Below are 18,053 nucleotides of genomic sequence, written 5' to 3' on the forward strand. Positions count from 1 at the left end.
TTTATTCCTTCCTTTCGGTCAGAACTGCGTCCTCTCCCTCTTGTAATTGCCGTTTTCTCCGGTAAACGTTGATGATTCTGAATTGAAGAGCAACAAATCCTGCCGCTAAAACAAGATCTATTACAATGGCTGCAATCTGCCAGTTCAATAATCCTTCTTTGGCATTGTCACCTTCATAGGCCCGGCTGTTGACAATGGTATACATCATGTTCTTACATGCCTGGCGCATTGCCAGAACACTGGTGGCACTGGTGGTGTCTTTTGGATGATTGGTTTCGTTGTCATATGCGACCAGCATGGTATCATTGCCGTTTCTGATTTCCTGATCTGCATTCTGATATCCAAATCCGCCAAAGTAATCTGTGATCACAAATCCACGGAATCCCCACTCATCTCTTAAAACCTTATTAAGAAGGTTGTCATATGCACCTGCATATACCGTTCCAATATAGTTGAAGGCTGACATGACTGCCTTTGCCTTGCCCTCTTTGACTGCGATCTCAAAAGGCTTTAGGTATATCTCACGGATGGCCTGCTCATCGGCCCAGGTACACAACATTCTTTCCCGGTTGGTTTCCTGATCGTTTAATGCAAAATGTTTGATATAGGCATAAACACCGTAGTGCTCTGCTCCCTTTACCGCACTGGATGACATCCTTCCGCTGAGAACTCCATCCTCAGAAAAATATTCAAAATTACGTCCTGCAAATGCGGAGCGGTGAAGATTCATGGCCGGAGCATACCAGCCGGATACCTTCATCTCATCTGCCATCTTACCAATGCTCTCTCCAAAGGCTTCTGCCATATCCTGGTTCCAGGTGCAGGCGATCATCACTGCAGAAGGAAATCCGATGGATCCGGTTCTGGTAAAGTTATTGTTAATGGAAGCCGGTCCGTCACAATCTACCGTTCCCACCTTTTTTACACTTTTAGCTGCCGGGGTCTGATATCCTCCGAGGGCGACCATTTTATCCATCTCTTTTACGGTCAGCTGATCGAGAAGCGGCTCCCACTTGGGGTCATCATAATCAAGTCCCCTCATATCGGCAAGAGAAAGACCGTTTTTCGCACCGGTTTTCGGCATCACGTCAGAAGGATTGTTATAATCTTCCGGATTATAGTTGATGTTATTAATAAATGTTTTTTTATACTTCTCAGGCATCACATCGGTAGCAGGTGCTTTGGTTGCTTCTTCGTAGTTGGAAAAGCCGTTGGCTCTGGAAAGATATGTGATTCCTCCATTGGCCTGCTCAAACTGGTTTGTGGCTGCCGTATGATCGGTGGTACGGGGATTCGAGGAATCATATACCACTTCTTCCGATACGTGAACGGTCTGTTCCCCAATGATGGTATGGGAATCGGACCGGACAGAAATGCCATAATCTCCGGCTTCCAGCACATAAGCACCTTTTCCGTCTGCATCATAGGAAGCCATATCCTGTAAGTCGAAGGATACTGGTATGGTCTCAGATGCACCTGGTTCAAGCTTCTCGGTTTTATCAAAGGCGATCAGGTTTGCAGATGCCTTTTCGATTCCTCCGTTATAGTAGGGAGGATTGTAATATACCTCTACCACATCCTTGCCGGCTGTATTTCCGGTATTGGTAACGGTCACATCAAAGGATATCTTTCCATCCTGTTCTGAGACAGGTCCCATCTCCTGCTTAAACGTGGTATAAGACAAGCCATAGCCAAAAGGATACACCACAGTTTTATCATAGTCGATCAGACCTTCCTCTGCTGCCGTTTCATAGAAGCGGTAGCCCACATAAATGCTGTCTACATAATTCACAAAATGAGGGGTGGTAGGAATTCCCAATAAGGATTTTCCAGGGAATTCATCCATGTTGCTGTACGCAAAATCTCCAAAATTGTGGAACGTAGGGGTTTTGGTTAAATCTGCTAAAAAAGTATCGCTGGTCTTTGCTGACGGATTAACTTCGCCGCTTATGATTTTGCCCAGACCTTCAAATCCGGACTGGCCGGTACCTGGACACCAGATAGCACTCTTGATCTGGCTGTATTCCTTTAAAAATCCAAGTTCCATTGCATTTGCGCCGTTATATACAAAAACAACATTGTCAAAATTAGAACAAACCAGATCGACCATATCTTTTTCTGTCTGGCTCAATTTCAGGTAATGGTCCCCTTCTTTGAAATCATTATATTCAGTGGAATTATCCGTATAGTTGACCTTGCTGACATCGGTCGGAAGGTCCGCACCTTCTCCACCCACACGGCTGATGACGATCATGGCCGTATCGGAAAATGCCTTTGCATCATTGATCAAGTCACTGCTGTAGGAATCCTTTGCAGGCTCCGGAAGGGTCCAGTCCTGTTCCCACATCTCTACCTTGGGGCGGTCCGCCCGGTATGCAGTATAAAAATCAGAAAGCTTGGTGTTCAGCTGAAAGCCGGAATGTTCCAGTCCCTGAAGAAGAGTCACTGTTTCATATGCCTGTGAAAGGGAACCGGAACCGGTCCCGCCATAGCAGGGATTGGTGGAGGCCCAGCCAAATACATTCAATTTAGAATCCTTTTTTAAGGGAAGAAGGTTATCATCGTTCTTTAACAAAACGATTCCTTCCTCTGCAATCTCAGCACAAAGCTCCGCCGCTTCATTGGACGTTTCTTCTGAAATTCTGCCGCTGCCTGTGGCAAGTGAAATCAGGTTTGACATCGGGCCCCAGCAGATGAGGTTGACGGTGATGACTAAAACCAGCACCAAAGCCATAATTCCCTGTCTGCGTACCAGATATTTTACTGCACGTTTTTTCTTTCGGACTGCCACCATTGCAGCAATGATGATTACCGCTGCAACTGCCATACCGATCAAATAGGGCACGCAAAGTTTTACAACTTTTAATACATCGTCCATATTAACCTGTAACATTTCTTTCATCCTCCTCAATACGAATTACCCTTATTTCTTGTGGTATGGAGTTACTTTAACATAAATCTAAGCCTAAGAGGGTTCTCCTGCATAACTGGTAGAAATTTCAGCACAAACAGCAGGCTGCTTATCCATAAAAAAAGCCCCCGGAAGGTCCGGAAGCTTTTGACATCATTTATTGGGAGCCTTTTCTGCGGCTCTCCATTTTATATTGTTTCACCGTTATTTTCTCATATTTTTTAAATACCTTGCTGAAATAGCTGCTTTCATTATAACCGAGGCGAAAGGCCACATCGGCAATGCTGTCCTCCGTAAAATAAAAGTATCCCTTTGCCAGATGGATTTTTTTCATATGGATATACTCTGTGACGCTGACATTCAGCTGTTCCCGAAAGATACGGCTTAAATATCCCTGGCTGATGGCACAGTTTTCTATGATCGTGTTTAGGGTAATATCCTCCTTGATATGATTCTCAATATAATAAAAAATATTTTCCAATAAGGGATAGCGGTTGATGCTATTTTGCTGAAACAGGTAGTCCATTACCCGGAAAAGCCACAATTCTGAGGTCTTTTGGTCCAGAATCAATGCCTTGTTGATGGGAAATAACTCTCCAATCTGCATTTTTTCATCGTAAACGTTCCTGGTATCCAAAAGATTCTGCCCGATGTAATGAAAGAGCTTGATTAACCTGACAGAATCCCCTCCTGCCATCTCATAAATACGGTCAATGATCTCCGGAAGCTCCCGGTAAAACCTGCCAAAATCCTTATTTCTCAAAAGCATTGCAAGTGCTTCCTCATGATCCATGACGGCATCTTCATGATTGGTCTTATAGTTTTCCAGTATTTTTTTTACCTTGGCCCAGGTTACCGGTTTTTCCAAAACATCTTTTACTTCATCTCTTGCCATACTCCGCAGAAATACATGAGAAGAAAAGGAGGAAAGCATATAAATGGTTATCTGCGGATTCATCTGATGAATGATCCTGCCGGCTTCAAGTCCTGTGATGCCGGGCATCAGCATATCCATAAACACGATGTCTATGGCATCCTCTCTGCATGCTTTTACCGCACAGTCTCCGCTGCCTACCACCCGGACCACCTGGAAGGATTCTTCTCTGGATATTAAAATCTTCAAAGCTTCCTGCATTAAAATATCATCATCCGCAATCAGAACCCTATACATGGTTACTCCGTCCTTTCTTCATAATGTTCGGGCCAGATCAGAATCGTTTTACCCCCTCGGTTCCTGTCGATTTCTGAAATGATCTTATACTCCTCACCAAAGAGTCTTCTCATTTTCTCTCTGGCATATTCCTTCCCAAGTTTGATGTAATATCCTTCATGCTTGTCCTGAAAGGCTTCATATTTGGCTTCCAGCTCCACCTCTAAAAGGCCCGGACCATTGTCACTGATCTCCAGGATTAAGTTGTTATTCCTGACAGAACCGGATACTGTAATCTTTCCCCCCTGTTTTTTTTGCATAATTCCATTATAAAGGGCATCCTGAATAAAAGGCAATACAATATCAGAAGGCATCTTTCTCATATGCATTTCCCTTGGCACCTGAATGGAATAATCCAGCCGGTCTCCCAGCTTCTTTTTCTGGAGAAGAAGGTACGTTTCTGCCTGATTCAGTTCTTTGGAAACAGGGACAAAGGTTCCTTTCTCCATATATTTATATTTGGTATATTCTATAAAAGAACCCAAAAATTCCTGAAAGCCCTCTGTGTCTTCCATAATGGACAAATTCATAAGTGAGGTCAAAACATCTATGGTTTCAATGGGATTGTAGTTGATCTTCATTTCCTGCAGCTCCATGTTCTTTTCTGAAATTTCCTTTACAAGAAGCTGATTGGCTGCCTGCACTTTCCTGATCCGTTTTTTTAATACATCCTCATGAAGATGTTTGCTGACCTCATTTTCGCTTAACTGATTGATGACGAGGAACACCAGATTGGCAATATCCAGGAACTTTTCGTAAGAATAGATTGGAATCTCCTTCCGCAGCTCCTCACACTCTGCCCTTACCTCTTCACACTGGTCGGAACGCATAACAGAACCCAGGCGGCTCACCGATTCCGGAGCGTCCAGACACTGGATCTGTCCTCCGATAAAGCCTCCCAAATAATGGCCTCTGACAATAATGGGGATGGCCATCTCCAACAGTCCGCAGGGACAAAAGTATACGTTTGTTTTTTTGGTGACTGCGGCTTGTATGGAACCGAATGCATCCGAGGATTTACACCGTTCAATGGCTTCTTTGCTGTTTCTTATCTTTTGGCAAAAGCTGGAAAAGAAGGTTGCATCCGTAATCGGCTCTCCTCGGAAATCCACCGTGACGAATGCCAGTCCGGTGGCTTTTGAAAGACTCTTTTGTATGTTTTCCAGCTTTTCCTTTCCAAACAGGTGGATAATGTCCAGCTTTGACATATTGCCTTCTTCATCTGTACTGAAATAATCATCTGGGGTATCTGACTGCATTTCAGCTATATGGAGCAGTTCCTGATATTTTTCCATCTTCGTAACCTCTCTTTGCTGCTATGTTATGATTGCCATTTTCCTTATAACGATTCGTTTCTATATCAGAATAACACAAGAAGACCGGGCTGTCATATAAAACAGCTCGGCCTTATGATTTTTTATTCCTGACTGCCGTATTCCTGTCCTTCGTAAATAGTTAATAAAATCTTCCGGATATCAGGACCTCCGATTTTTGTCGGATTGGCGGCAAGGCAGGCGTCCATAAGGGCATTCTCTACCATATTTTGAAGCTGGCTTTCATACTCTGTACGGTCAATTCCCAATTCCTTTATGGAAGAGGGCATATTCATACAACGCATCAAGGCGGTGATCAGACCCTTTACTGCTTTTACGGCAACTTTAGCATCTTCCTTTGGCTCTGCCAGCTGCAGCTTTATGGCAAGTGCGGCGTACTTGTTCATGATGGCCTGGTCTCTGCTATTATATTCAATCACATGATTTAATAGAATGGCATTTGCCAGACCATGGGGAATGTGAAAGGTTCCTCCCAGCTGATGGGCAATGCTGTGATTCACGCCCAGACCAGCCGTTTGAAATGCGATTCCTGCTAATGTAGAAGCCTCCTGCATCATAGTCCTGGACCGCAGATCATTGCCATCCATGTAGCAGACCAGAAGGGATTTCATCAAAAGCTCTGCCGACTTTTCTGCCATCGCATCGGAAAAAACATTGGAACCTGTGGCTACATAAGCTTCCAGCGCATGAGTCAGCACGTCCATTCCTGTGTTGGCTGTCACCGCCTGGGGAACCGACAAGGTCAGTACCGGGTCTAAAATCGCTACATCTGCCAGAATGTCCTCGGATGAAATCAGATGCTTACTCTTTGTTTCCGTATCGGTTATAACGGAGGCAGAGGTAACTTCAGATCCGGTTCCGCTGGTTGTGGGAACTGCCACAAAAAGGGGTTTGGGAGCCAGCTTTTTCACCGTGGAAAAATAAATGATTCCCTTTGCGGTATCAATGGCAGAGCCGCCTCCAAAGCCAATGATGATATCGGGTTTTACCTGATACATCATACAGAGCCCTGACCCTACCACTTGTATGGCAGGATCAGGAACTGCTTTGTCAAACAGCTTTACATCATTGCAGGAACCAAGAATATCCGTTAAGTATTTCACCGTCCCGTTTTCTGAGAGAAATTTATCACAGACGATCATAATCCGCTTATTTTTTATACTTTTTAAATATTCCTTTGCCTGCGGCCCTTCCTGTATTCTGGTTTTCATGTATACATTTGACATATGGGTTTCTCCTTTATCGGATGCTGAATGCATCGGAGAGAACGCATTTGCGTTTCCTGCAGAAGGATCTTGCAGAAGTAAGTCCTTCTCCGGTGGGTCCTGCAATGGTAAAGGTCGTATGGCCTTCTCCGCCTGCTCCGATTCCTGCATAGGAAGGGGCATTCTTTACAAAAATGGTGGTCTCCAGGATTTTCGCCATCTTGCTTAATTTCTCTACATTCTGGGAGTGCATAATTGCGGTATGGCGGTTTCCATGTTCCGCTTCCAGGGCATATTCAATTGCAGTATCCACATCAGCGACACGAACGATGGGGAGGATAGGCATCATCATTTCTTCCTGAACGAACAGATCGTCCTTCGGTACTTCCATAATAATGGCACGAATGGAATCTGGTACTTTTACCCCCAGCTTTTCCATGATGTAGCCTGCGCTCTTTCCTACAAAGGAAGTTTTGGGTCCGCCCTTTTCTGTGGTCACCAGAGCTTTCAGTTCCTCGATCTGCTGTTTGTCTGTAAGGAGATAAGCTCCGTTTTCTTTCATATACTGAATCAGGTGATCGCAGATGGAGTCGACTGCAAATACTTCCTTTTCTGCGATACAGGGAACATTGTTATCAAAGCTGCAGCCATCAATGATGTCCTTTGCCGCTTTCTTAATATCTGCCGTTTCATCCACAACCACCGGCGGATTTCCAGCACCTGCTCCGATGGCTTTCTTTCCGGAGGAGAGAACTTTTTTTACAATGGAGGGACCTCCGGTAGCAACCAGAAGGCGGACTTTGGGATTGCTTATCATCTTTTCCGTATTCTCCAGAGAAGGTTCTTCCACCATGGAAATCAAATCGGAGGGAGCACCGGCTTCCTTCAAGGCTTTATTCAGCATCTTTACCAGAAGTGTGGATACCTTCTTAGCTCTTGGATGAGGGCTGAATATCACGGTATTACCTCCGGCGATCATGGAAATGGAGTTATTGATGATGGTCTCTGTTGGATTGGTGGTAGGTGTGATGGCACCAATGACACCAAAGGGACAATATTCGATTAAAGTAAGCCCATTGTCGCCTGTTACTGCTTCTGAAACCAGATCCTCGGTTCCTGGAGTCTTTTCCGCAGCCAGGCGGTTTTTAATCAGTTTATGTTCATAATGGCCTATTTCCGTCTCTTCTACTGCCATTCTGGAAATCAGCTCTAAATTTTCTTTGTTCAATACCGTTTTCCGGATGACATCCACATATTTCTGGCGGTCAGCCATACTGGTAAACAACAGCTTTTTCTGTGCCTTTTCCGAAGCTTCGATGGCTTCATCCATGGTTGAAAACAGACCGTATGTCTCTGCCTTCTGCTCTCCTGTACTGATAAGCTGTTCTGACTGAATCTCCCGTAAAACCTGTTCTACCATTTGCTCAATTGCTTTTAAATCCATATCCAAGTGTCTCTACCTTCTTTCCCTTATTGTGAATCTGCTTTGGCAATCCTTACCGCTCTTTCTGATGACTACGTGGTCCCCATTGCTTAATGAGAAGGCATTGGCCTCATCAACGTCTACATGCATTTCCAGAGCGAACTGGTCCGATACCCGGACCAGAACATCTCCAAATACACCGCGTCTCTCACCAAATACTTCCACCTCTACCATATCTTTGTCTTTCAGACCCATGGCAAGTGCCTGCCCGGGCGTCATATGTATATGGCGTAATGCAACAATGGTGCCACTGGAAAGAGAAACCGTACCTTCCGGACCGATTAATTCCAGTCCGGGAGTTCCTTCTAAATCTCCGGATTCCTTTATGAGAGGACGGATTCCAAGACGAAAACTGTCGGTTTTTGAAACTTCCACCTGACTTTGTTTTCTCACTGGTCCAAGAATCCGTACCCGTTCAAATTCTCCCTTAGGGCCTCGTATGGTTACTGTCTCATTGCTTGCAAACTGTCCCGGCTGTTTTAAATCAGCTTTTTTTGTCAGTTCGTAGCCTTTTCCATAAAGTATGTCTAAATCCTGTCTGGATACATGGACATGCCGGTTCGATACCCCAATGGGAACTTTATATGCATCATAATCTTTGATTTTCTCGATCACCCGCTTGGTAACAAGCTTGATTAATTCTTCTTTATCCATGATTCCCTTTTCCTTTTGAACGTGTTATTTCCCTGACAGTTTATAATTTGGGCAGAATCTTCTCCACATCGGTATGAGGTCTTGGAATGACATGCTGGGATACCACTTCCCCTACATTTGCGGCTGCGGCTGCTCCTGCGTCTACAGATGCTTTTACAGCGCCCACATCTCCGCGTACCATAACCGTTACAAGACCGGAACCGATCTTTTCGTATCCTATCATGGTTACATTTGCTGCTTTTGTCATTGCGTCTGCGGCTTCAATCGCACCTACCAGACCTTTTGTTTCCACCATTCCTAATGCTTCATTTGACATTTGTTTTTCCTCCTGATTTTTTGTTCTGATTATCATAATATATTAAAAGGCCAACTGTTTTAGTATCCATGCCTTATCGGTCTCTTCCCAGCCAAATCCCTGGTCTGTTCTTCCGAAATGCCCGTATGCGGCCGTCTTTAAATATTGAGGCCGTCTTAGTTTCAATTGGGTAATGCACTCGGAAACTCCAAAAGAAAATACATTTTTTATCAAGGCTTCAATCTGGCCGTCTCCAATGGTTCCTGTTCCGAAGGTATTGACCGTGACCGCCTCCGGCTCCACTCCGCCGATGACATAGGCAAACGCTACTTCACACCTTTTTGCCAAGCCTGCCGCTACAATGTTCTTTGCCACATAGCGGGCCATATAGGCAGCGGAACGGTCCACCTTCGTGGGGTCCTTTCCGGAAAAGGCTCCGCCTCCATGCTTTCCGACGGTCCCATAGGTGTCCACCATGATCTTTCTTCCGGTGACCCCCGTATCTCCTGCCGGACCGCCAATCACAAACCGTCCGGTGGGATTGATATGAATCCTCGTCTCCGGTGTGAGAAGGGCAGGATCAATCACCGGCTCAATGACCGTACACCGGATAAATGCCTCCAGGACTTCCCGGGACACCTTTTCGCTGTGCTGGGCAGATACAACGATGCTGTGGATTCCTATGGGTTCCCCTGCCTGGTTGTAGCGCACCGTGACCTGAGTCTTTCCGTCGGGATATAAAAAAGAGGCTCCCTGAGTGATTCTAACGCAGTCCAGCCGTTCTGCCAGACGGTTTGCCAGATAACAGGGCAAAGGCATCAGGCTTTCGGTCTCATCGACCGCATAGCCGTACATAACTCCCTGGTCTCCTCCGCCAAGCACTTCCTTCTTCCCGTCGGTCTTCTTGGTCACTCCCTGGGAAATATCCGGCGACTGGCTGTGAATATTGGTAAAGATCATGCAGGTATCTGCATCAAAGCCTTTGCCATGTTCCACATACCCGATCTCCCGGATGATTTCTCTTGCTTTTTTTACCACATCAATCCGGGCAGTGGAGGTGACTTCTCCTGCCACCATCAGAGTATCCGTAGAAGCCATAACTTCTACCGCCACCCTGGAAGCAGGGTCCTCGTTCAGATAGGCATCCAGAATCCCGTCCGCAATCTGATCGCAGACTTTATCGGGATGCCCTCTTGTAACTGATTCCGAGGTTACCAAATAGGTTCTTGATTGGCACCCTTCCAACATTTTCATCAACCTGCTTTCTCAATGATTAACGGAGGGAGAAGCCGTCTGTCAGCGTACACCTTCTCCTCCTGGTGAAGTGCCTTGCAGTGGCAGTTCCCTCTCCCGTTGCCGTTGCTACGGTAAAGCTAGCATGCCCCTCAAGGTCAAACCCGACGCCAAGGAGAGACGGGCCGTTTTTTACAAATACTGAGGTCTGCATCTTCTGCGCCGCACGGTTTAAGTGTTCGATGCACTGGGAATGAATGGTTGCCGTATGCTTAAACCCTTGTTCCAGCTCAAAGGCTGTTTCCAATGCCTGCTGAAAATCCGCTGCCTTGATAAGAGGTACAAGGGGCATGAGAAGTTCAAGAGTGGCAAAGAGGTGGGTCTTTTTCGTTTCCACCACGATCAGCTTTACAGGAGAGGAACAGGAAATTCCTGCGCTGGCAAGGATCTTATCTGCACTTTTTCCTTCCAGCTTTTTATTGATCACCCGGTCTTCTGTGATGGCAGTACGAAGAAGCTTTTCAATATCTTCTTCATTTTTCACATAATAGACCCCATTTTTCAAAAGCTGATAGATCAAAGCGTCGGCTGCCGGTTCTGTTACTACAATCGCTTTTTCGGAAGTGCACATTAAATTGTGGTCAAAGGCTGCTCCCCGAACGATATCATAGGCTGCCTGCTTCATATCTGCGGTTTCATCTACAATGGCAACCGGGTTTGCCGGTCCTGCTCCGATCACCCTTTTTCCCGAATTCATCGCCTGGTGCAGGGCGTCGGCGCCTCCTGTGCAGACCACCAGATCTACATCGGGATGACTCATGAGCTCTTTGGTATATCCCATAAGACTTTCATGGAGTGTTACCACAAGATCCGGTATGTTACACGTATCCATAACCGCATTGCTGATCACTGCCGTTACCAGCTGGGAGACCCGAAGTGCTCTGGGGTGAGGACAATGGACCACACTGTTTCCTGCCGCAAGCATTCCAATGGTGTTGTTTATGAGTGTGGCACATGGATTGGTGGAGGGCTGGACTGCACAGACGACCCCTGCAGGAGCAAGCTCATAAAGGGTCATGCCGTGATCTCCTGTATTGACCTCTGTAATCAGGTCTTCCACTCCTGGAGTTTTCTCTATGGCAAGACGGATCTTTTCGGTCTTATCGGTTTCATTGCCCATACACGTCTCTGCCACCGTCAGTGCCGCCAGTTCTCCTGCAATGGGGCGGAGAGCCGTCTTTACTGCTTCTATCACCTGCCGCCGCTCATTCAGACTCAACTCCGCATATCTTACGGATGCGGTCTTTGCGGCTGCTACTGCCTCCGTTACACTGGAGTAAATGCTGCTAATCATACTAATTCTTACCTCCTTTCCTGTTAAGCTGATAAGGAGAACGTTTTTAACCTACAACGGTATCAACAATTCCGATGATCGCCATGTCAATGACGGCCTCCCGCTTCTTCTTATCTACACGGACAGAAGAGCCCTGGCCGATAAGGACCGTCTCACCGACTCCTGCCCCCACATAATCTACCGCCACTTCTTCCGAATCTATGAAATTCCCGTGGACGTCGATCCTGCGGACGATCATCAGTTTGTAGCCCGTCAGGGTCTCATCCTTTCTGGTCGCTACAACCGTACCGGTAATCTTTGCCAGCCTCATTCTGTTCCCTTTCCTTTCCTGTCACAAGCCGCTTGATGCCTGCGGTCAACTTCTATTTTTACGGCTGCCGGTTCTTTTTGCAGAAGCACTGGCAGGTGCCGGTTCTTTTGTTTCCCGGACTTCTTCCGCAATTTGTGCAGGTGCTGCTTGTTCCGTCTCTTTTACTTCTTCCGCTTGAATTGTTTCTTCTGGATTTAATGTATCTTCTTTTTTAATTGTTTCTTCTTCTTGAACAATTTCTTCTGCTTCAGCTGCTGCTTCCTGCTCTGTCTTTGCTTGTTTCGCAGCTCCAAAGACCTGTTCTACGGAATCTGCGGGCCGGGCAATCACGTTCCAGGACACCAGTTTCTGGTTTTCCAATCCTGTCTGCCTGCCTGCGCTGACAGCCGCATTGACGGCACCCACATCTCCAGCAACTTTAATGGTCATATAGCCCTGGCCTTTGGAGTTTTCAATCTCAAGAATGCTGACATTTGCCGCTTTCACCATGGTATCCGCTACCAGTACTGCCGTTGATAATCCCTGGATCTCAACCAATCCCAATGCCTGTTTCATTTCATCACCTCACAACTTTTGTTTCCTGCAAGGCAATGTTTAACACCCTTGCCCTGTCTTTTGCCATATCTGTAATAATGTCCCCCTGGCGCACAGTGAGAACCCCGTCTGATGCATACTGCTCTACAGTTGATGCTGTTATGACCCGTTTTGGGCCAGCTGCACATACTTCCGTTTTTTTATCCGGAATAACGGCCGTAACGGGACTGCACAACTCCTTGCAGGAACAGATTTCTACTCCATATTCCAGGATTTTTCTGTAATAAGACAAGATCTGGTCCTGATAGGCCGGCTGTTCCTTTCCGGAAAAAGGGGTGAGTCCGGTCTGCATAAACAGAACCCGGCTCCCCTCCCGAAAACAGGCCGCCACCCAGGAAGTCTCAAATGTATCCTGTATGCACAGAGCAGTCTTCACGACCGCCTCGGTGGAAACCACTGGAAAAACGGTAACTGCTTCTTCTAAATTTTTTGGTATTCCCTGGGAATAACAGCGGATTCCGGTACAGGAAGGAAAGCCTTTCAAACGGGATTCCAGGCCCGATTCCTGCCATTCATCGGGAATGACAGGACAGACACGGTATTGCCCCGACAGCTGCAGTTCTTCCAGAAACGTTTCATACCTTTCATCCCAGGCTGAGGTGCAGACCATATACAGCAGTTTTTTTTCTTTTTTGCTCTCTTCTTCCAGCTTTTTTAATATCTTCCATACCAACTGCCTGAGCTGTTCTTCACTGATCTTCAATTCATCCACCTCATTTTAAGTCATAGGACGGTCAAAGTCCCATCGCCCCAATTACAGAAGATTGGGAATTACCTTTTCCACATCTGAATGGGGACGTGGAATGACATGGGTTGAAATAAGTTCTCCAACGGCTGCTGCAGAAGATGCACCGGCATCGGTGGCTGCTTTCACGGCTCCCACATCTCCTCTCACCATAACAGTTACAAGCCCGGAACCGATTTTCTCATATCCAACCAGTGTTACATTTGCTGATTTTACCATGGCATCTGCTGCCTCGATTGCTCCGATTAATCCTTTTGTCTCTACCATACCTAATGCATCTGCGCTCATTGTGAATCCTCCTTATGTTTCCTTCGTTTTCTCTCCGGGTTTCTTATCAAATATAGGGGGGCTGGGAAGACTTTGCTTCTCCTCCCATTGCTCCAAGCATCTTCTTTCCTGCTTCTATTGCGGCACGCACTGCCTGCCTTACCGCACCGGAATCTCCGGTAAAGGTAAATATTACTTCATTGGAATAGCTGGTGCCTGACGCTGGGGAACTGTATCCTACCACTTCAACATTGGCTGCCTTTACTGCGATATCCGCAAGAACGGTTCCAATGGCTGCCGGGCCGGCACAGGTCATTCCAAACGCTTTGCCTACCGGTGCTCCCAGTGCTTTTTCCAGACAATAGCTGGCTCTTGCCGTGTACTGGAACTCCAGATGACCGGCATCGTTGGAATAAACATCACCAAAGTATTTTGGCAGGACGGAAAGTGCGATCTCTACCGCCCTTCTGGCATCGGATACATCCTCTGCACCGATATAAATCAAACTTCCGTGACCGGCTCCGCCTTTGGTATCTCTGGGAAGCTCTACGGAAATAATTTCCGTGTTGGTCGCTTTTACTGCTTCATCTACGGCCCATATCTGCGGACCTGCTCCAACTCTGCCGCCGATGATTCCGATGGAACGGTATTTTCCCAGCTTCATGGCATCGGCAAGCATTGGGTCCACACTGGCAATCACAAGCCCTATGGTATCGCCAACGGAGGTTCCTACAAATTCAGTCAGCCCGATTCCGGCGGCCGGACGTGCTGTTTCTGCTTTTACCGTCTCTTTCTGGACTTCCGGCTTTATTCCCAGTTCATCCGAGACCTGTTTCATTACTTTTTCAATTAACTGCTGATCCATTCCTTTTCCTCCATTCTCAAATCACTCTAACCACCGATCACACACCGGAACCCACAGCGTTCCACTACTTCTTTGCACGCGTTTAGGTCCTCCGGGTTTAAGGGTTTTATATGCTTCAGTCCGTAATCCTTCCCCATGAGTCCATATTTGTTTTCTCCAAATGTATGATAGGGGAGAAGGTGTATGGTTCTTATTCCTGTCAATGTTTTTGCAAATTCTGCAATCGCCAGAATCTCCTCCGGCGAATAATTAAAGCTGGGAATCACCGGGACGCGGATGACGGTATCCGATATCTGGCTTATACGGGGAGCATTCTGCAAAACCACCTCATTGGAGGCTCCGGTAAACCGTTTGTGCTTCTCTTTGTCCATGTGCTTAATGTCCAACAGGACGGTGTCCACATAGGGAATGACGGTTTCCACCGCTTCGGCACTTCCGATCCCAGCGGTTTCTATGGCAGTATTCCAGCCTTGACTCTTACTGGCTTTTAAAAGCTCTGAGGCAAACTGATACTGCACCAGCGGCTCCCCTCCGGAAAGGGTGATCCCCCCTCCGGAACGGCGGTAAGTCGTGGCATCTTTTTTTAACTCCCGTACTACCTGCTGGACAGACATGGTCTTTCCCTTTGATACCAGGGCACCTGCCGGACATGCATTGGCGCACTCTCCGCATCCGGTACACTTATCTCTGTCAATCCAGGTTTCATTCTCCGGGCTGATGGCTTTCACCTTACAGACTTTGATACAGCGTCCGCAGTGAATACACTCACTTTTTTTATACATCATTACTGGGTTTATACTCTGGGATTCCGGATTGCTGCACCACTGGCAGGAGAGAGGACAACCCTTTAAAAATACGATTGTACGGATTCCCGGACCATCGTGCAGGGAAAACCGCTGTATATCAAATACGGTTCCCGTCAGATTATAATTGATCGAATCCATGCCGACTCCCTTCTTTTTCTTTGCCGGTCCCCTTTAGAGGGTCTGTTCGGTACGGCTTATGATATCGTCCTGGACTTCTTTTGCAAGAACGGTAAACTGGGCACTGTATCCAGCTACACGTACCACCAGATCCTTATGCTGTTCCGGGTCTGCCTGTGCGGCAAGAAGTGTCTCCCGGTCAATTACGTTAAACTGTACGTGCATTCCCTTATGGTCAAAGTAGGAACGTACAATGGAAGCAAAATGCTTCAGTCCATCATCTCCTGCAAGTGCGGACGGCAGGAACTTCTGGTTATATAAGGTTCCGTTTGAATAGTTTGCATGATCCAGTTTTGCTACAGACATGGCTGCAGCGGTAGGACCATTGGTATCCTTTCCCTGTCTTGGGGATACCCCGTCTGCCAACGGTTTCTTTGCCAGTCTGCCGTCAGGAAGAGCACCTACGTCCTTGCCGAATAATACATTGGCAGATACCGGATAGCAGCCTGCCTGGAACTGGCCCCCTCTTGGATTTTTATACTTTTCCACTTCATAGGAATAAATCTGTCCGCAGCGTCTTGCAATCATATCCACTTCGTCCTCGTCATTTCCATACCAGGGCGTGTTCTCAAGGATACGCTTAATCTGTGCATAGTCTTCCCTGCTGCCTTTTGCCTCTTTTGCCGGCTTGCTTAACTGGGCCTGAAGATCGGCCAGGTTGATGGAACCGTTATTGCTTAAAATCCTCTTTACCGCTTCATAAATTCTGGCTTCCTCTGTGTCTTCCGATGCAGTCTCAGCCTGTTCACAGTCATATCCAAAGTTATGATCAAGTGCTTCCTTTAACTGCTCCATTGTAATCTCTTTGTTCTCAAAAACGTGTTTTTTGATGGCACAGAGAGAATCTCCTGCATCCGCCACACCAAAGGCCTGAGGACCTGTGAAGTTATAGATGGCTCCGCCTTCCTGTACACTCTTTCCACGGCCGATGCAATCATCCACCAGCGCGGATAAGAATGGAAGAGGTGCTCGTTCCGCGTGGGCAAAATCCACACAGTTATCTGCTTCCGCCAGATGGTAAACAAAGTACTCCATCTGCTTTTTATATGCTTCAAAAAGCTCTTCCAGACTGGTGAAGGAAGTGATATCTCCGGTAACCGGACCTAACTGCTTATCTCCTACCTTTCCGTTATGTAGTGTGATTTCCAGGACCTTTGCAATGTTAAAGAATGCCGCATCATGCCAGCCTTCTGTTTTGTGAGGGCACTGAGGTTCCACACAGCCGATAATGCAGTAATTTCTTGCATCTGCTAAAGAAACTCCCCGGTTACAGAGTGCAGGAATGATCACTTCATCGTTATACATAGCCGGAACTCCAAGACCTAAGCGGGTGAGTTCACAGGCACGGTAAAGAAATTCGTCCGGTGTATTCTGATGAACCCTTATGGAGAAGGAAGGTGCAGGAAGTTTTACATGAGCAACTGCCTCCATGCACATATAGGACATTTCATTGGTCGCATCCAGCCCGTCTTCGGTCTGTCCGCCTACAATTAAGTTCTGGAATACTGCATATCCGGCAAACGCCTGAGCGGATACCTCGTCTCTGGTCTTATTTACATCGTTTAATTTGACCCAGATACAGTCTATTAGTTCCTGTGCAAATTCATGGGATATGCTCTGATCCATGGATAAGTAGGGGTTCATGTACTGGTCAAAACGTCCCGGAGAAATGGAATGGCCGTTGGCTTCAATCTGAAGAAGAATCTGCACGAACCAGAAGGACTGGCAGGCTTCATAAAAATTAGTCGCTCCTTGTTCCGGAACCCGGTCACAGTTGGCAGCGATTTGAAGCAGCTCTGCTTTTCTCTTTGCATCCGGACAAACCGCTGCCATTTCTCTGGCTTTGGCTGCATAACGATGTGCAAATTGAATGGCAGCTGTATAGGTAATAATGAGAGCTTCATAAAAATTTTTCTTTTTGATATATTCAGGATCTGAGGTATCAAGCTTTGTCATTGCCTCCATTACCTGACGGATAATTCCTGTAAATCCGATTTTTAACACTTTGCCGTAATCCACGCACACATGGCCTACACCGCCATAAAAATAGTTTCCTACGGTAAACACGCCGTTGCTGATGCAATCCTTTGTTTCCTGGGACATATAAGATTCTGCCAGCGCACTGGTGGTTTTGCCTTCCCAGTAGCGGAATGCTTCTTTTAATTCGGAAGCGGTCTCTTTGGGGATCTGGAATGGGTCTGCCATTCTGGTTCCCATTGTCTCAAACTCTTTTTCCACCCATTCATAAGAAAACTCCGGACAGATCTCCGTTGAGCGGATATTCTTTGTGATGGCACCTACGATCAGTTCGTCCTCACGAATGGTAACAGGAAGATTCTTAAAAATCTTCTCCGCGGCCTTGGCCCGTCTCATAATAGGGGAAAGCCCTTCTGTTTCTTTATAAGATTCCGTTACCAGGACTGCTCTTTCCGATTCCACATATGGAACAGCTTCCACAATTGCCCTTTTCAGCCTTTTTACACGCTCCGTTGGTTCTGTAAACCCTTTTGCAAGCATAAAATATCCTCCTTTTACATCATAAGTTTTTGGATGATTCCTCTATCCACATCATATCTCATCCGGGGACAAATGATGAAATATTATTAAAGC

Annotated in this window: 16 protein-coding genes; all 16 read right to left on the reverse strand. The window is 46.6% G+C overall.

The window, feature by feature from the left end:
- Position 1 precedes the first annotated feature (1 nt).
- On the reverse strand, positions 2-2,893 hold the full coding sequence (locus tag VIG27_RS16850; RefSeq protein WP_394523814.1) for a glycoside hydrolase family 3 N-terminal domain-containing protein: 2,892 nt from the start codon (positions 2,891-2,893) through the stop codon (positions 2-4).
- A 175-nt stretch (positions 2,894-3,068) separates the two neighbouring features.
- Positions 3,069-4,082: a response regulator gene (locus VIG27_RS16855; protein ID WP_394523815.1), complete on the reverse strand. Its 1,014-nt coding sequence runs from the start codon at positions 4,080-4,082 to the stop codon at positions 3,069-3,071.
- 2 nt (positions 4,083-4,084) lie between these two features.
- Positions 4,085-5,416, reverse strand: coding sequence for a PocR ligand-binding domain-containing protein (locus VIG27_RS16860; protein WP_394523816.1), 1,332 nt, complete (start codon positions 5,414-5,416; stop codon positions 4,085-4,087).
- A 122-nt stretch (positions 5,417-5,538) separates the two neighbouring features.
- A complete protein-coding gene (locus VIG27_RS16865; protein ID WP_394523818.1) occupies positions 5,539-6,681 on the reverse strand; it encodes a 1-propanol dehydrogenase PduQ in 1,143 nt (380 codons plus the stop codon).
- Between the two features lie 13 nt (positions 6,682-6,694).
- Positions 6,695-8,110 carry an aldehyde dehydrogenase family protein gene (locus VIG27_RS16870; RefSeq protein WP_394523819.1) on the reverse strand — a complete coding sequence of 472 codons (1,416 nt, stop codon included), beginning with the start codon at positions 8,108-8,110 and terminating at the stop codon, positions 6,695-6,697.
- Positions 8,111-8,116: 6 nt separating this feature from the next.
- The gene (locus VIG27_RS16875) at positions 8,117-8,797 is read right to left on the reverse strand and encodes a phosphate propanoyltransferase (RefSeq protein WP_394523821.1); all 681 of its coding nucleotides are present in this window, start codon (positions 8,795-8,797) and stop codon (positions 8,117-8,119) included.
- 40 nt (positions 8,798-8,837) lie between these two features.
- The gene (gene pduA, locus VIG27_RS16880) at positions 8,838-9,113 is read right to left on the reverse strand and encodes a propanediol utilization microcompartment protein PduA (RefSeq protein ID WP_394523822.1); all 276 of its coding nucleotides are present in this window, start codon (positions 9,111-9,113) and stop codon (positions 8,838-8,840) included.
- Between the two features lie 42 nt (positions 9,114-9,155).
- Positions 9,156-10,340, reverse strand: a complete 1,185-nt coding sequence (gene metK / locus VIG27_RS16885) for a methionine adenosyltransferase (protein ID WP_394527632.1) — start codon at positions 10,338-10,340, stop codon at positions 9,156-9,158.
- Between the two features lie 25 nt (positions 10,341-10,365).
- Complete coding sequence (locus VIG27_RS16890; RefSeq protein WP_394523823.1) at positions 10,366-11,679, reverse strand: aldehyde dehydrogenase; 1,314 nt, start codon at positions 11,677-11,679, stop codon at positions 10,366-10,368.
- A gap of 46 nt (positions 11,680-11,725) precedes the next feature.
- On the reverse strand, positions 11,726-11,989 hold the full coding sequence (locus tag VIG27_RS16895) for a EutN/CcmL family microcompartment protein (RefSeq protein WP_394523824.1): 264 nt from the start codon (positions 11,987-11,989) through the stop codon (positions 11,726-11,728).
- Positions 11,990-12,034: 45 nt separating this feature from the next.
- Complete coding sequence (locus tag VIG27_RS16900) at positions 12,035-12,544, reverse strand: BMC domain-containing protein (protein ID WP_394523826.1); 510 nt, start codon at positions 12,542-12,544, stop codon at positions 12,035-12,037.
- Between the two features lie 4 nt (positions 12,545-12,548).
- Positions 12,549-13,295 carry a hypothetical protein gene (locus VIG27_RS16905; RefSeq protein WP_394523827.1) on the reverse strand — a complete coding sequence of 249 codons (747 nt, stop codon included), beginning with the start codon at positions 13,293-13,295 and terminating at the stop codon, positions 12,549-12,551.
- Between the two features lie 42 nt (positions 13,296-13,337).
- The gene (locus VIG27_RS16910; RefSeq protein ID WP_394523829.1) at positions 13,338-13,616 is read right to left on the reverse strand and encodes a BMC domain-containing protein; all 279 of its coding nucleotides are present in this window, start codon (positions 13,614-13,616) and stop codon (positions 13,338-13,340) included.
- A gap of 46 nt (positions 13,617-13,662) precedes the next feature.
- Entirely contained in the window at positions 13,663-14,460 is a 798-nt protein-coding gene (gene pduB / locus VIG27_RS16915; RefSeq protein WP_394523830.1) for a propanediol utilization microcompartment protein PduB, read from the reverse strand.
- Between the two features lie 26 nt (positions 14,461-14,486).
- Complete coding sequence (locus VIG27_RS16920) at positions 14,487-15,404, reverse strand: glycyl-radical enzyme activating protein (protein ID WP_394523832.1); 918 nt, start codon at positions 15,402-15,404, stop codon at positions 14,487-14,489.
- Positions 15,405-15,437: 33 nt separating this feature from the next.
- The gene (locus VIG27_RS16925) at positions 15,438-17,960 is read right to left on the reverse strand and encodes a glycyl radical protein (protein ID WP_394523833.1); all 2,523 of its coding nucleotides are present in this window, start codon (positions 17,958-17,960) and stop codon (positions 15,438-15,440) included.
- Positions 17,961-18,053: the final 93 nt, after the last annotated feature.

Source organism: Lacrimispora sinapis, assembly GCF_043633585.1.
Taxonomy (GTDB): Bacteria; Bacillota; Clostridia; order Lachnospirales; family Lachnospiraceae; genus Lacrimispora; species Lacrimispora sinapis.

Coding starts and splice junctions, on each gene's coding strand:
- VIG27_RS16875 (WP_394523821.1), bottom strand. CDS start 8,797: ATGGATAAAGAAGAATTAATCAAGCTTGTTACCAAGCGGGTGATCGAG.
- VIG27_RS16865 (WP_394523818.1), bottom strand. CDS start 6,681: ATGTCAAATGTATACATGAAAACCAGAATACAGGAAGGGCCGCAGGCA.
- VIG27_RS16855 (WP_394523815.1), bottom strand. CDS start 4,082: ATGTATAGGGTTCTGATTGCGGATGATGATATTTTAATGCAGGAAGCT.
- pduB (WP_394523830.1), bottom strand. CDS start 14,460: ATGGATCAGCAGTTAATTGAAAAAGTAATGAAACAGGTCTCGGATGAA.
- metK (WP_394527632.1), bottom strand. CDS start 10,340: ATGTTGGAAGGGTGCCAATCAAGAACCTATTTGGTAACCTCGGAATCA.
- VIG27_RS16910 (WP_394523829.1), bottom strand. CDS start 13,616: ATGAGCGCAGATGCATTAGGTATGGTAGAGACAAAAGGATTAATCGGA.
- VIG27_RS16895 (WP_394523824.1), bottom strand. CDS start 11,989: ATGAGGCTGGCAAAGATTACCGGTACGGTTGTAGCGACCAGAAAGGAT.
- VIG27_RS16925 (WP_394523833.1), bottom strand. CDS start 17,960: ATGCTTGCAAAAGGGTTTACAGAACCAACGGAGCGTGTAAAAAGGCTG.
- VIG27_RS16860 (WP_394523816.1), bottom strand. CDS start 5,416: ATGGAAAAATATCAGGAACTGCTCCATATAGCTGAAATGCAGTCAGAT.
- pduA (WP_394523822.1), bottom strand. CDS start 9,113: ATGTCAAATGAAGCATTAGGAATGGTGGAAACAAAAGGTCTGGTAGGT.
- VIG27_RS16890 (WP_394523823.1), bottom strand. CDS start 11,679: ATGATTAGCAGCATTTACTCCAGTGTAACGGAGGCAGTAGCAGCCGCA.
- VIG27_RS16900 (WP_394523826.1), bottom strand. CDS start 12,544: ATGAAACAGGCATTGGGATTGGTTGAGATCCAGGGATTATCAACGGCA.
- VIG27_RS16850 (WP_394523814.1), bottom strand. CDS start 2,893: ATGTTACAGGTTAATATGGACGATGTATTAAAAGTTGTAAAACTTTGC.
- VIG27_RS16920 (WP_394523832.1), bottom strand. CDS start 15,404: ATGGATTCGATCAATTATAATCTGACGGGAACCGTATTTGATATACAG.